Genomic DNA, 12,553 nt, shown 5'->3' with positions numbered 1-12,553 from the left:
TCCGTCACCACCAGTTCAGTCCTTGAAGCGAGGACAGGACATGGATATCCGCAACGACATGCTGAGGCTCTTGAACAGCCGCCGGCAAGGCTTTTCTCTGGAGCAGCCCTTCTACACCGATCCGGACTATTTCAAGCTCGACATGGAGCTGATCTGGTATCGCGACTGGCTGTTCATCGGCCACGATTGCGAGCTGCCGAAGCCGGGCAGCTACATCACCGTGCAGATCGGCGACTATCCGGTCGTCCTTGTCCGTGACCAGCAAGGCAAGATCAACGCCTTCCACAATTCCTGTCGCCATCGCGGCAGCCGCGTCTGCAACACAGAGAAGGGTACGGCGGCAAAGCTCGTCTGCCCCTATCACCAGTGGACCTATGAGCTCGACGGTCGTCTGCTGTTTGCCCGCCAGATGGCCGACGGTTTCGACAAGAGTGAGTTCAGCCTGAAGCCGGTCGCCTGCGAGAGCGTCGGCGGCTACATCTTCATCTGCCTGGCCAAGGAGCCGGCGGACTTCGCGCCGATGCGGGCGATGATCGAACCCTATCTTTTGCCGCACCGTTTGCGCGAAGCAAAGATCGCCTTCGAGAGCACGATCATCGAGAAAGGCAACTGGAAGCTGGTCTGGGAAAACAACCGCGAGTGCTACCACTGCGCCGCCAATCATCCCGAGCTGTGCAAGACCTTCCCCGAGGCGCCGACCGTGACCGGCGTCAACGGCGCCGACAGCGACCCTGAGATGGTCGCGCACTGGGCCAAATGCGAGGCATCAGGCTTGCCGAGCAAATTCCGCATCGATCCGGCCGGACAGTATCGCGCCACCCGCGCGCCGCTGCTGCGCGATGCCGTCAGCTACACCATGACCGGCAAACTGGCGGTGAAGAAGAACCTCTCCGACACTGTCTCCGCCGACCGGATCGGCACCTTGATGCATTATCACTATCCTACGACCTGGAACCACATCCTCATCGACCACGCGGTGACGTTCCGGGTGCTGCCGATCAGCGCCACGGAAACGGCGGTGACGACCAAGTGGCTGGTGCACAAGGATGCGGTCGAGGGCATCGATTACACCATCGAAGACCTCACCCATGTCTGGACCGAGACCAACGACCAGGACCGCCGCATCGTCGAGGAAAACGCCTTCGGCATCCTGTCGCCCGCCTATGAGCCCGGCCCCTATTCGGAGCTGCATGAGGGTGGCGTGATCCAGTTCGTCGAATGGTACGCGTCGTTCATCGGGCCGCGCCTTGCCGAGGGCGGCCGGCCGGCGCTGCGCAGCGTCGCCTAGCACAAAACAAAAGGGACAAGAGGATGAATGCGATGACGGATCTTGGCCTCTATCGCCATCTCGACCAGATGACACCGTGGAACGACAGGCTGCAGGTGCTGGAAGTGATCGGTGTCAGCGACGAAGCGCCCGATGTGAAGACCTTCACCTTCCGCTCCGACAACCAGACCTGGTTCCGCTACAAGCCCGGCCAGTTCGTGACGCTGGAACTGCCGACCGCCGACGGGCCGCTGATGCGTACCTATACGCTGTCGTCCTCGCCGTCGCGGCCGTTCTCGATCGCGGTGACGGTGAAGGCGCAGGCGGGCAGCGTCGGCACGCGCTGGATGTTCGACCATTTGACGCCGGGCTCGCACGTCAAGGCCTATGGGCCGACCGGCGATTTTTCGCTGCACAGCCACCCGGCGGCCAAGTATCTGTTCATTTCGGCAGGCTCCGGCGTGACGCCGATGATGTCGATGCTGCGTTGGTTGAATGATTGCGCGCCATGGACCGATGTCGGCTTCGTCAACTGCGCGCGCCGCCCGGAAGAGATCATTTTCCGCAAGGAGCTCGAACTGCTCGGCAGCCGTATGCCCGGCCTGTCGCTCGGCTTCATGATCGAGGAGCGGTCGAGCCGCGAGGGCTGGTTCGGCCATATGGGCCGCATCGATGCGATCCGGCTGCCATTGCTGGCACCCGATTTCCGCGAGCGCGAAATCTTCTGCTGCGGCCCCGATCCCTTCATGCGCGCCGTGCGCGGCATGCTGGACTCCGCCGGCTTCGACATGACAAAATTCCATCAGGAGAGCTTTGCGGCGCCTGTCGTGGAAGAAATCCCGGCGCCGTTCACTTGGCCGGCGGAAAACGAGGCCGCCATTATCGTCGAAGCCGCGACGCCGATCCGTTTCGCGCTTTCGGATGTCGACGCCGCATGCGTCGCCGGCCAGACCGTGCTGCAGACGGCACGAGCCTCAGGCGTGCGGATTCCCGCCGCATGCGAGTTCGGCCTGTGCGGCACCTGCAAGGTGAGGAAGGTTTCGGGCGACGTCGAGATGAGCCACAATGGCGGCATCCTCGATCACGAAATCGACGATGGTTTTATCCTCGCCTGTTGCTCAAAACCGCTTTCGGCGCTCGAAATCGAGGCGTAATCTGCTTGGAGTCGCCGCCGCACGTTGACTTGCCAAGAAAGAATCGAGTGTTTACAGGCGTTATAAGCTGAGCGACCGCGCCGACCTACGATTGCTCGCGCAGCTGCGGGGGCCAAGAGCAATGCATCATACCGATGTCTACGCAATTTCGAGCAAGGACATTGTCTTTGAATCCTTCGACGGCGAAGCCGTCGTGCTCGATCTTTCGAGCGGGAAGTATTTCGGATTTTCCGATTCGGGCAGCAGGATCTGGCAGGCGCTATCGTCCGGCGTCGATGCCCAGGCTCTGATCGGGCTGACCGCTGGAGCCTCGACGATTGGCCCGGCTGAACTCGAAGGCTTCGTATCGCAATTGCTCGAACTGGGGCTGCTGGTTTGCCTGGATGCGCCACCGCAGCCGCTGCCCAGCGAATTGCTTGCCGAGCTTGCCGCCACGAGCGAGCCGCTCACCGTGAGCGTTCACGACGACCTGGCGGACCTCATCATCGTGGATCCTATCCATGAGGTCGAGGAACCCGTTGGCTGGCCGGCGGTCAAGCAGGCATCCTGACGAGCAGCCGGCTGCATCGCGATAGAAGGGCGCTGGACTTGGCCATGTCGCGCGTCACTCTCGAAACCTTGCCGGGTTACGCCCGATATCTCATCGCCGCCGCTGAGCGCGCGGCCACGTACAATCCTGTCGCGCGCAAGATCCGCCTGCCCCGGCTGGAGCTTACCGCGCATCTCGGCCCCGGCGTGCTGGCGGATGCGCTCGACCATGCTTTTGTCGAGACCAGGGACGATCAACCTGAAACGTCCAGTTGCCGCATTTTCATAGTTCATCCAGGCATCCCCGGCATCCCCGAGCCGGCCAAGTGGGGCGACGCGCATTTCACCGAGCACGGCTTTGCCAAGCGGCTCGCTGAGACCGGGCTGCGTGGCCACCATTTTCACGATCTCGACTTCTGGCAGTTCTACGATCCGCAACGTCGCGTTGGCGTGCAATTGATGGCCTCGGCCGACGCCTTTCCACCGTGGGAGCCGGGAGCGCCGCTGCGGGCTTTCCTGCATTGGGAATATGCGGCGCGCGGCATGCGCCTTGCCCATGCCGGCACGCTCGGCGCCAATGGCAAGGGCTTGCTGCTGGCCGGCGCGGGCGGCGCCGGGAAATCCGGGACCGTCGCTGCCGGCCTCCTGAACGGCCTGGACAGCGTCGGTGACGATTATGTGCTGATCGACCTCGCCAACGGCGTGACTGCCTGCCCGCTGTTTGCAACACTCAAGCAGGATCCCCAGGGGTTTGCGCGGCTTGGGCTGAAGAACCGCCTGCCGACCCATGGTCCGCTCAACTGGCAAGGCAAGCATACGTTTCACATTGGTGACATTGCGCCTCGGCCGGTGCCTGAAACTCTGGACATCGTTGCGCTGGTGGTGCCACATATCGGTGGTGGCGGGGCAAGTTCGATCATGCCGGTGTCGCGCAGGGATGCCATGATTGCCTTGGCGCCGTCCGGCATAGCGCAGATGCCGGGCGAGCGGGAAAGCGGCTTTCGCTTCTTCAGCGACCTGACCCGCTTGCTGCCATGCTACCGTCTGTCGCTGGGAACGCAGCCACAGGAGATAGCCGGCACGATCGCGGACTTTCTGGCGCGGGGCGCTTCATGAAGCTGAGCGTGATAATGCCTGTCTACAATCGCGAGCGCTATGTCGTTTCGGCATTGCGCTCGCTGGTGCGGCAGCGTGACGCCGCCGATCTCGACATCATCGTCATCGATGACGGTTCGACCGACGGCTCGGCGGAGGCCGTTCGTTCGATGATGCGCGAGACCCCCTGCATCCGCCTGTTCCAGCAATCCAACATGGGCGTCGCCAAGGCGCGCAATGCCGGGCTGCGGCAACTGCCGCCGGACGCCGCGTTCGTGTCGTTTCTGGATTCTGACGACATCTCGCTGGCCGGGCGGTTCAAGACGGATCTCGCGCGCTTCAAAGCCAATTTCGGCCTCGAGCTGACCTATTCGCTGATGACGCTGGCCGACCGGATCGACGACGAGCGGCTGGAGCCGACAGCCGACAGCCGCACGATGACACTTCGTGGAATTTCGCTGGGCACCGCCCTGTTCAAAAGGGGGCTTGTCGACCGGATGGGCCAGTTCGATGAGGATTTCGAGCAGGCCGAGGACACTGATTATCTGTTGCGCGTTTTCGAAACGGCACCGAACTACGAATTGGTGGACGCCGTCGCGATCTACTACCGGCGCCACGCCGGGAATGTTACCAAGGAGCATAGTGGCAGGGTCCGCAACCACTTGCGTGCGATCCACAAGTCAATGCGACGGCGCAAGGCCGATCCGTCGCTGCGAGAGGTCCAGGGAATCTTCGAACTGAAGAGTCCCGCTGATTGGCAGATGCTATGATGCTCCACACGATCGGATCGCATCGGCCAAGCCCGGAACGGTCATGGCGTCGCCAATGAGGCTGAGCGTCATCATGCCGGTCTACAATCGCGAACAATTCGTTGGCCTCGCGCTGCGCTCACTGCTTAGGCAACGCGAAAATATCGATCTCGACATCATCGTCATCGACGATGGGTCGACCGATGGCTCGGCGGCGGTCGTGCGGTCGTTCATCGACGAGGCCCCGTGCATTCGTCTTTTCCAGCAGACCAATGGCGGGGTCACCAAGGCGCGCAATGCCGGGCTGAAACAGTTGCTGCCGCAGACTCGCCTGGTGTCGTTTCTCGATTCGGACGACATCTCCCCGATGGGGCGCTTCACGGCGGATCTCGCCTGCTTCGAAGAGGATCCTGGCCTCGACCTGACCTATTCGCGCATGACGCTGGTGGACAAGATAGATGGCGAGACGCTGGAACCGGCCGCCGACAGCCACTCCATCACCGTGCGAGGGATTCACCTGTCGGCCGGGATCTTTGCGCGAGACCTCATCGAGCGCATCGGCGGCTTCGACGAGGACTTCAAACAGGCCGAGGACACCGACTATCTGTTGCGTATCTTTGAGAGCCAAGCAAAATACGTTATGCCCGATACGGTGGCTCTCTACTACAGGCGTCATCCCGGCAACATGACCAAGGAAGCCGATGTGCCCTTTCGCGAGTTCATGCGCGCCATTCACAAGTCGATGAAGCGTCGCAGGGCCGACCCCAACTTGCGCCGAGTGGAGGGAATCTTCGACTTCAAGGATCTCGCGCAGTGGCGATTCCTGTAATGGCAGGCTACGGCGTCGTCATTCCGGCTTTCAACGCGGCCGCCACCATAGGCGCGGCCCTGAACTCCGTTCTGGCCCAGACGGTAAAGGCGGAGACCATCGTCGTGGTCGATGACGGTTCGACCGACGATACGGCTGCCGTGATCGACGCGATGAACCTGCCGGTGACGGTGCTGCGGCAAGAGAATGCGGGGCCCGGAAGCGCCACGACCAAGGGTTTTGCCGCACTCTCGACTCCGTTCGTCGCGACGCTCGATGCCGACGACCTGTGGCTGGCGGACAAGATCGAAAAGCAGCTGGGCTATCTCGACCGTCATCCCGCAACAGCAGGCGTTTTTACGCACTGGCGGACGTTTCGCGGTGACAGGCCCGATTTGCCCGAGGCGGCCAGTGTGGCGGGCTGGTCGCGCACGACGATGATGATCCGCCAAGAGGTGGTGCCGACCGTCGGTCCCATCATCGATCCCCCAGGCGGCCGCGGCGAGATGATCGACTGGATCGCCCGGGTTCGTGAGGCAAGCTTTGTCCTTGCCATGCTCGACGACGTACTTGCATTGCGCCGCATCAGGCCGGGCAGCCTTTCCTATGGCCGCGATCCGGAACGCGACCGCGGCTATCTCCAGGTGGCAAGGCTCGCCATGCAGCGGCGAGCCCAAAACAAGGCGGGCTCCCGTTGAAAGCCAGGCCTGTTCGCCGCATCGGCCGTCGCTTCCCGGACTATGGTTGGTCCTGGCCGACCGGCCAGCTCGACCAGTTGCTCAAGGCGGCGCTGCTCTCCGATGAAGACGCAGCCGCTGGCTGCGCCGCGCGCTGGCTGGACGAGAACGACATCGACCTTGTCTCGTTTAGAGAACACCGGTTGCTCGCTGCCATCTCCGACAGGTTCGGCAGGAAGCTTGCCGGCCATTCCGCCTATCCGCGCCTTGTTGGCCTGCAGAAGATGCTGTGGACCAAGTCGCGCATGGCGATGCGCGAGGCCGAGCCGGCGCTGAAGGCAATGGCCGACGGCGGCGTCGACATCATGCTGATAAAGGGCGCCAGCCGTATTGCCTTGAATGCGTCGGCGCAGCGTGGCCGGGTGGCGCATGACATCGACATACTGGTGCGCCCGCGCGACATGGCTGCCGCCTTCGACATCCTGCGCGATCGCGACTGGCAGATAGCCTCGGGCGTCAGCGCGCAATATCTGCGAACACGGTTGGCGTCACTGCGGTCGATGAATTTCTTCAAGGGCCGTTTCGGCGACATCGACCTGCACCAGCTCGGCTATGACGGATCGCAAATGAGCGCAGAAGACGATCTGGCGATCTGGCAACGGGCGATCCCGGCCGAATTCAGCGGTGTCGCGGTCTTCGTGCCATCGCCGGCCGATCGCATGGCCCTGGCCATCGCCCATGGCGGCCTCGACGCCCACACCCATAGCGACTGGCTTGTCGATTGCGCCGTCGCCATCCATGGCGGAGACGTCGACTGGGACGTGTTCCTCGACATCGTCGGCAGACGCGGCCTGGCCGTTCCGGCGGCGGTGGCATTATCCTATCTGGCGTTTGAGATCGGCGTTGCCGTGCCGGAGCCGACATTGGCCAGAATCTTCGAGATGGCCGACCGGGCTGGCCTGTCGCGTTGGTCGTCGGTTCTGCAAGCCAAGCCGCGCACGGATTTCGGCGGCCTTGTCTGGCTGTCGCGCGGGCTTGCCAAGCAATTGCGCCTGAAGCGGAAGAAGGGCCGGTTGCAACAGGAGCCGCCCGCCAAGGCCTGGCGCGGCAGACCGGCCGCGCGCAAACCGCAAGCCGCACCGGCGCCATTGTCGTTCTCGCAGGCCATCGCCTGTCCGCAAGCGACCGGCGACATGATGCTTGATATCACCGTCAGGATCAGTGTTCCGCCGGTCCGACGCCGCATCGAAATGGAAATCAATGCCGGTGACGCCCATATCGCTCGGCTGCGCGCCATGGCCATCCGGCGATCCGGCAAGGAACGCGTGCTGCATTTTCGCGGTAAGGTGACGCTCGACGGCGCGCGGGATACCCTGACGCTCGAAGCGCGACCGTCGCGTCAGTTTCGCGAATGGAACGACGAGGCCACAGTGGCCGCTTATGGCGCCTTGCCTTTCCAGCTGCTGTCGGCGGATTTCTCGCCGGTTGGCTGAAGAGCGAAAGCATCCGCAGCCATCAGGGGCTCGGAGTGATCAGCCTCAAGGATGGGAAATAGGTCCGGTAGCGGCCGACATCACGAGTCAGGAGCGGAAGCCTGGCGACGGCGGCATGGGCGCCAATGAAGAAGTCCGGCAACACGCCGGTCCTCGATCCTCCTGATCGGCGGTATTGCGTAAATACCTTTCCAGCAAGGAAAAGCGCGGCCCTTGGCATCGGAGCCATTTCGAGACCGGCCGCATCCAGAAAGGCCTCGAGATCCTCGATGCGGATGTAGCGAACGGCAAGTTCGGCATAGACCGCATCATTGACCAGCAACGGCCCATCAAGGCTCGCGGCCTCAAGCTGCGCAACCGACCAGTCCGCCCAATTGGGATCGTCCGTGACAAGGTCGAGCAGAACGTTGGTGTCGACGAAGGTCACGCTTCGCCACGCGTCAGCGCCATGATCGCGTCGGTCGTGAGCCCTTCGCCGGCATGGCCGCGCAACTTGGCGAAGCGGCTCGCAGGCGGCTTTTTGTCAACACGAGCCAGCACCACGCTGCCATCGGCGGCGCGCCGGAAATCGACCTTGCTGCCCGGAACGATCCCCAGGAGATCGCGGACCGGTTTCGGAATGGTCACTTGTCCCTTTGCGGTAACGGTGTTGGCCATCTTCATTCCCTGGTAATACCATATTTCAACAAGGTATTACCTTGCGGGTAGAATTTCAATGCTTGAAGCATCAAGCCCCGACCGAACAGTCAGAGCCAAAACGTCATGCGTTAGCAACGTCCGTTCAAATTCCGTAGCGTTCGGTGCGAATGTTTTCCGCTGCAACGCCGGCATCGATCAGCGCCTGGGCGGCGGCGGAAACGAACGCATTCGAGCCGCAGACAAAGGCGAGACCTGGCGGCTCCGGCAGCCGCGCCATCGCTTGCGCCATCATAGCAACGTCCACCCGCCGCGAATAATCGGCGGGACGGCGTGCGGCCTCGCGCGTCAGCGTCAGCACCAGATCGAAGCCGTCCTGGCGATCATCGAGAGTGATCAGTTCGTCACGAAAGATCACTTCGTCCCAGACCCGGGCTGAAAAGACCAGGACAACGGGCACGCTCGAATTGCGCGCGGCGCGATGGCGAACCATCGACATCAAGGGGACGACGCCCGAACCGCCGCCGACCAGCACAAGCGGGCCATTCCCATCTTCTGGCCAGACGAAATGCCCGCCGAGCGGCCCGCGTAGTTCGATTTCGTCGCCAATTGCCGCGACCTCATGGAAGAAGGGCGAAACCTCGCCGTCGTCGAGTTTTTCAATCGCCAGTTCGATCACGCCGCCACTCTCGGGTGCGGAGGCGATGGAATAGGAGCGGCGCGCCTGATAGCCGTCCGGCGCCGTCAGCCTGACGTCGACATGCTGCCCGGCGCGATAGGCAAAGGGCCGAGACGGCTGGAAAAAGAAGCTGGTGACGCGCGGCGTGCGCTTTTCGATGCGGATGATCCTGGCTACCTGCCAAGGCGATTGCACTGCTGCCGCATCGCTCATGGATCGTCCGTGTAGCGCTGCTCGCGCCATGGATCGCCATAGATGTGGTAGCCGCGCAATTCCCAGAAACCGGGTTCATCGCGCGTGGTGAATTGCAGGCCGTTCAGCCATTTGGCCGACTTCCAGAAATAGAGATGTGGAACGAGCAGCCTTGCCGGGCCGCCATGGTCCGGCGTGATCGGCTTGCCTTCGTAAAGCAGCGCCACCATGGCCTTGCCGGCGGTGAGATCCTTGACCGGTACGTTGGTGGTGTAACCGTCGAACGCGTGCGCCAGCGTGAAGCCGGTCGGCGGCTCCAAACCCGCGTCGGCAAGGATATCGTCGACCAGCACGCCCTGCCACGGCGTGTCGAACTTGGTCCATGCGGTCACGCAATGGATGTCGCGCGTCATCTTGGTCAGGGGCAGCGTGTTGAACTCGGCCCAGTTCCATTTCTTGATCGGCCGTGGCCCATGTTTCAGCGTGAAAGACCAATCCTGCGTGCCCACGCGCGGCGTGGGACCGGCCGACAGCACTGGAAAGCCCTGTTCGAGATATTGGCCGGGCGGTATGCGTGCATCGTCATCGGTTGGTGGGCGCCGTCCTGAAGAGAAACCCCGGGTGACCATCGCGGCAATCCCCATTGCATCAGACCATTATCGGCCTGATGCAATGTTCTCGAAGATGTCGTGGCGGGCAACCGAAATCTTGACGGCAGAGGCCGGCGGGGATCGTCACCGACGAACCCCGCCGGTCCTGCGTTCACGTCAACGCCACGTCTCAGCCATTGGCGAAAGGCACTGCGACATAGATCTGGCCGCCGTCCCGCTCGACCAGCAGAAGCACCGACTTGCGGCCGGACTTGCCGGCCTGGGCGATCGCTTGCGTCACTTGCCTGGCGCTCTTCACCGGCACCTGATTGACGGCGACGATGATGTCGCCGGCCTGGATTCCGGAAGCCGCGGCCGCCTTGTCGGGATTGACGCTGGCAACCACCGCGCCACGTTCATTGTCGGCGAGATTCATCTGCTCGCGGATGTCGGGGGTGATGTCCATCAGGCCAAGCCCCATCGCTGGAAGGCGCGAGCCTTGCTCGGCGCTTGGCGCGCCGGACCCGTCGTCCGCCGACGCGGTCTTCACATCGTCGGTGTTGCGGCCGACAGCGACTAAAATCTGTATCGCCTTGCCTTTGCGCCAGACGTCCAGCGTCTCCCTGGCACCGGGCGCGACATCGGCGACCGCCCGCGACAGGTCCTTGGGATCCTTCACGTCCTGCCCGGCAAAGCTGGTGATGACGTCGCCTGTCTGGACACCGGCGCTTGCCGCCGGCGAGCCGTCATTGACCTGCGAGACCAGCGCGCCACCAGGATGATCGAGGCCGATGGCACCAGCGACATCCGGCGTCACCGGCTGTATCTCGACGCCGAGATAGCCGTACTGGATCGAGCCGTCCTTCATCAGCTTGGCGACCACTTTCTGCGCCTGATCCGATGGAATGGCGAAGCCCACGCCAACGCTGCCGCCATTGGGCGAATAGATCGCCGCGTTGATGCCGACGACATTGCCGTTTACATCGACCAGCGGACCGCCGGAATTGCCGTGATTGATCGGGGCGTCGATCTGGATGAAGTCGTCAAACGGTCCGCTGTGCAGGTCGCGGCCGCGTGCAGAAACGATGCCTGCGGTGACCGTGGTGCCGATGCCGAACGGATTGCCGATCGCCAGCACCTGGTCGCCGGTCATCAACTTGTCGGAGTCACCCCATTTGACCGTCGGCAGGGACTTGCCGGCTTTGATCTTGAGGACGGCGAGATCGTTCTTGGCGTCTCGGCCGACGAGCGTCGCGGGAAGTTCGGTGCCGTCGTCGAGCGTCACCTTGATCGAAGAGGCGCCGTCAATGACGTGATTGTTGGTGACGATGGTGCCATCGGAGGCGACGATGAAGCCGGAGCCGAGTGCTTCGGCCCGCTGTGCCTGTTCCTGCGGCGGCGTGCGCGGAGCGGGCATGCCCTGGTCGCCGAAGAACTGGCGGAAATAGTCGTCGAATGGCGAGTTGCCGAGAGGCACCCCGTCGTCCGTGCTTTCCGGCTGTGCCTTCATGACGGTGGTAACCGTCACCACCGCCGGCTTGTCGGCTGCCACGATGGGGGCGAATGAGCCATTGGGCGCAGTGATGCCGGCGACAGGTGTCTGGGTTGTCGGAACGGCGTTGCCCGCGCTTTGGGCGAAAGACATGACGAAGGGGGATATGATCAGCGCAGCGCCCAGCAAGGCCGCGACGCGATGTCTGCGAAGGATATCTGACATGGTCGTTTGTCCGGGCGAGAGTTGATCCGTCGCCGTGGCCGCTCCCATGTCAGGAAAGCCAGCCATCTGGCGTGTCGAGGGTCGCGATTGCCCGTCTCGCCTGGCATGGCAGCCGACCGGATCGACAGCCTGCATCTAGGGCGCAGATTGGCCCGATTTAGGGTTTTCGGGCGACCTTACGAAGATTTAATCTCCGGACGGCAGGTCATAATGTCGTCAGGCGGGGATTTTCTACCCCGCCGGGGCGTCAGATCCCGGCGGTTCGCCCGAGATAGGTCGTGGCAATCGCGCGCATACGCTTGCCGTCGAAGCTCGGTCCGTGTCCGCCATGGCCGATGCGGATCGGTAGGTCGAGCAGGCGCTGCATCGTACTGATATAGGTCGTTCGGTCCGAATCCGGCAGGTCGTCGATCAGCGTGTCGTCGTAGATGGCGTCGCCGCTGAAGAACAGGCCGTCAACCTCGTCGAACAGCGCGATCGAATCCGGGGAATGGCCCGGCAGATGCAGCACACGGAACTGCCGGTCGCCGAGATCGACGATGTCGCCCTCGTCCAGGGTCCGCGTCAATGGAGCGGACGGGATCTTGTAGTCGGCCGCCTTCCAGCCCGGCGCCGGCAGTTTCGAGACGGCGCCGTCGAGATCGTGGAACATGTAGGCATAGGTCACCGCCTCATCCATGCTCTCGAATTGTTTGGCGCTCATCCTTGGCCCGGCCCGCAACGGAAATTCGTGCAGCGAGCCGACATGGTCGAGATGGATGTGGGTGGCGACGACCAGCAGCGGCTTGCCGTCGGATCTCTCGATCTCGGGCGCCAGCGGACAGATGCCCATGCCGGTGTCGACCAGCAAATCGGCGTCGCGGCCGCGCAAATGCCAGATGTTGGCGCGCAGGTACTCATGCACGAACGGCTCGGTCAGCATCGTCGTCTTGTCGTCGACGATGCGCCTGCTGAACCAGTCCGGCATC

At 62.9% G+C, this 12,553-nt stretch carries 14 protein-coding genes; 8 read left to right on the top strand and 6 right to left on the bottom strand.

What is annotated here, in order from left to right; genetic code table 11:
* Positions 1-40: 40 nt before the first annotated feature.
* The 8 genes from EJ076_RS06565 (at position 41) to EJ076_RS06530 (ending at position 7,771) form a co-directional block, all read left to right on the top strand.
* On the top strand, positions 41-1,288 hold the full coding sequence (locus EJ076_RS06565; RefSeq protein ID WP_126067329.1) for an aromatic ring-hydroxylating dioxygenase subunit alpha: 1,248 nt from the start codon (positions 41-43) through the stop codon (positions 1,286-1,288).
* A 32-nt stretch (positions 1,289-1,320) separates the two neighbouring features.
* Positions 1,321-2,421: a hybrid-cluster NAD(P)-dependent oxidoreductase gene (locus EJ076_RS06560; RefSeq protein ID WP_126067328.1), complete on the top strand. Its 1,101-nt coding sequence runs from the start codon at positions 1,321-1,323 to the stop codon at positions 2,419-2,421.
* 121 nt (positions 2,422-2,542) lie between these two features.
* Positions 2,543-2,971 (top strand): PqqD family peptide modification chaperone, encoded by a 429-nt coding sequence (locus tag EJ076_RS06555; protein WP_126067327.1) that lies wholly within the window; start codon positions 2,543-2,545, stop codon positions 2,969-2,971.
* 44 nt (positions 2,972-3,015) lie between these two features.
* The gene (locus EJ076_RS06550; RefSeq protein ID WP_126067326.1) at positions 3,016-4,065 is read left to right on the top strand and encodes a serine kinase; all 1,050 of its coding nucleotides are present in this window, start codon (positions 3,016-3,018) and stop codon (positions 4,063-4,065) included.
* Positions 4,062-4,814, top strand: a complete 753-nt coding sequence (locus tag EJ076_RS06545) for a glycosyltransferase family A protein (protein WP_164548555.1) — start codon at positions 4,062-4,064, stop codon at positions 4,812-4,814. The genes EJ076_RS06550 and EJ076_RS06545 overlap by 4 nt, the downstream gene beginning before the upstream one ends.
* A 55-nt stretch (positions 4,815-4,869) precedes the next feature.
* Entirely contained in the window at positions 4,870-5,622 is a 753-nt protein-coding gene (locus EJ076_RS06540; RefSeq protein WP_109667690.1) for a glycosyltransferase family A protein, read from the top strand.
* The gene (locus EJ076_RS06535) at positions 5,607-6,299 is read left to right on the top strand and encodes a glycosyltransferase family A protein (protein WP_245462965.1); all 693 of its coding nucleotides are present in this window, start codon (positions 5,607-5,609) and stop codon (positions 6,297-6,299) included. The genes EJ076_RS06540 and EJ076_RS06535 overlap by 16 nt, the downstream gene beginning before the upstream one ends.
* A complete protein-coding gene (locus EJ076_RS06530) occupies positions 6,296-7,771 on the top strand; it encodes a nucleotidyltransferase family protein (RefSeq protein WP_126067325.1) in 1,476 nt (491 codons plus the stop codon). Before EJ076_RS06535 ends, EJ076_RS06530 begins: the two co-directional genes overlap by 4 nt.
* A 22-nt stretch (positions 7,772-7,793) precedes the next feature.
* On the opposite strand, the gene EJ076_RS06525 is transcribed toward EJ076_RS06530, so the two are convergent.
* The 6 genes from EJ076_RS06525 to EJ076_RS06500 all read right to left on the bottom strand — a co-directional run bounded on the left by EJ076_RS06525 (position 7,794) and on the right by EJ076_RS06500 (position 12,552).
* Entirely contained in the window at positions 7,794-8,198 is a 405-nt protein-coding gene (locus EJ076_RS06525) for a type II toxin-antitoxin system VapC family toxin (RefSeq protein WP_126067324.1), read from the bottom strand.
* Positions 8,195-8,428, bottom strand: coding sequence for an AbrB/MazE/SpoVT family DNA-binding domain-containing protein (locus tag EJ076_RS06520; protein ID WP_109667693.1), 234 nt, complete (start codon positions 8,426-8,428; stop codon positions 8,195-8,197). The genes EJ076_RS06525 and EJ076_RS06520 overlap by 4 nt, the downstream gene beginning before the upstream one ends.
* A 124-nt stretch (positions 8,429-8,552) precedes the next feature.
* Positions 8,553-9,299, bottom strand: a complete 747-nt coding sequence (locus EJ076_RS06515; protein WP_126067323.1) for an FAD-binding oxidoreductase — start codon at positions 9,297-9,299, stop codon at positions 8,553-8,555.
* Positions 9,296-9,907: a molybdopterin-dependent oxidoreductase gene (locus EJ076_RS06510; RefSeq protein WP_126067322.1), complete on the bottom strand. Its 612-nt coding sequence runs from the start codon at positions 9,905-9,907 to the stop codon at positions 9,296-9,298. Before EJ076_RS06510 ends, EJ076_RS06515 begins: the two co-directional genes overlap by 4 nt.
* 151 nt (positions 9,908-10,058) lie before the next feature.
* Positions 10,059-11,585, bottom strand: a complete 1,527-nt coding sequence (locus EJ076_RS06505) for a DegQ family serine endoprotease (protein ID WP_126067321.1) — start codon at positions 11,583-11,585, stop codon at positions 10,059-10,061.
* Positions 11,586-11,832: 247 nt separating this feature from the next.
* Positions 11,833-12,552 (bottom strand): MBL fold metallo-hydrolase, encoded by a 720-nt coding sequence (locus EJ076_RS06500; protein WP_126070972.1) that lies wholly within the window; start codon positions 12,550-12,552, stop codon positions 11,833-11,835.
* Position 12,553: the final 1 nt, after the last annotated feature.

The organism is Mesorhizobium sp. M7D.F.Ca.US.005.01.1.1 (genome assembly GCF_003952545.1).
In the GTDB taxonomy this organism is placed as follows: Bacteria; Pseudomonadota; Alphaproteobacteria; order Rhizobiales; family Rhizobiaceae; genus Mesorhizobium; species Mesorhizobium loti.
Note: the sequence above shows the minus strand (reverse complement) of the source record. Positions and strands in the feature narration are given on the sequence as shown.

What these genes read in the sequence shown, in the direction of transcription:
- EJ076_RS06505 (WP_126067321.1), bottom strand. Translation starts at nt 11,585, where the DNA reads ATGTCAGATATCCTTCGCAGACATCGCGTCGCGGCCTTGCTGGGCGCT.
- EJ076_RS06555 (WP_126067327.1), top strand. Translation starts at nt 2,543, where the DNA reads ATGCATCATACCGATGTCTACGCAATTTCGAGCAAGGACATTGTCTTT.
- EJ076_RS06560 (WP_126067328.1), top strand. Translation starts at nt 1,321, where the DNA reads ATGACGGATCTTGGCCTCTATCGCCATCTCGACCAGATGACACCGTGG.
- EJ076_RS06500 (WP_126070972.1), bottom strand. Translation starts at nt 12,552, where the DNA reads ATGCCGGACTGGTTCAGCAGGCGCATCGTCGACGACAAGACGACGATG.
- EJ076_RS06520 (WP_109667693.1), bottom strand. Translation starts at nt 8,428, where the DNA reads ATGGCCAACACCGTTACCGCAAAGGGACAAGTGACCATTCCGAAACCG.
- EJ076_RS06550 (WP_126067326.1), top strand. Translation starts at nt 3,016, where the DNA reads ATGTCGCGCGTCACTCTCGAAACCTTGCCGGGTTACGCCCGATATCTC.
- EJ076_RS06510 (WP_126067322.1), bottom strand. Translation starts at nt 9,907, where the DNA reads ATGGTCACCCGGGGTTTCTCTTCAGGACGGCGCCCACCAACCGATGAC.
- EJ076_RS06540 (WP_109667690.1), top strand. Translation starts at nt 4,870, where the DNA reads ATGAGGCTGAGCGTCATCATGCCGGTCTACAATCGCGAACAATTCGTT.
- EJ076_RS06565 (WP_126067329.1), top strand. Translation starts at nt 41, where the DNA reads ATGGATATCCGCAACGACATGCTGAGGCTCTTGAACAGCCGCCGGCAA.
- EJ076_RS06515 (WP_126067323.1), bottom strand. Translation starts at nt 9,299, where the DNA reads ATGAGCGATGCGGCAGCAGTGCAATCGCCTTGGCAGGTAGCCAGGATC.
- EJ076_RS06545 (WP_164548555.1), top strand. Translation starts at nt 4,062, where the DNA reads ATGAAGCTGAGCGTGATAATGCCTGTCTACAATCGCGAGCGCTATGTC.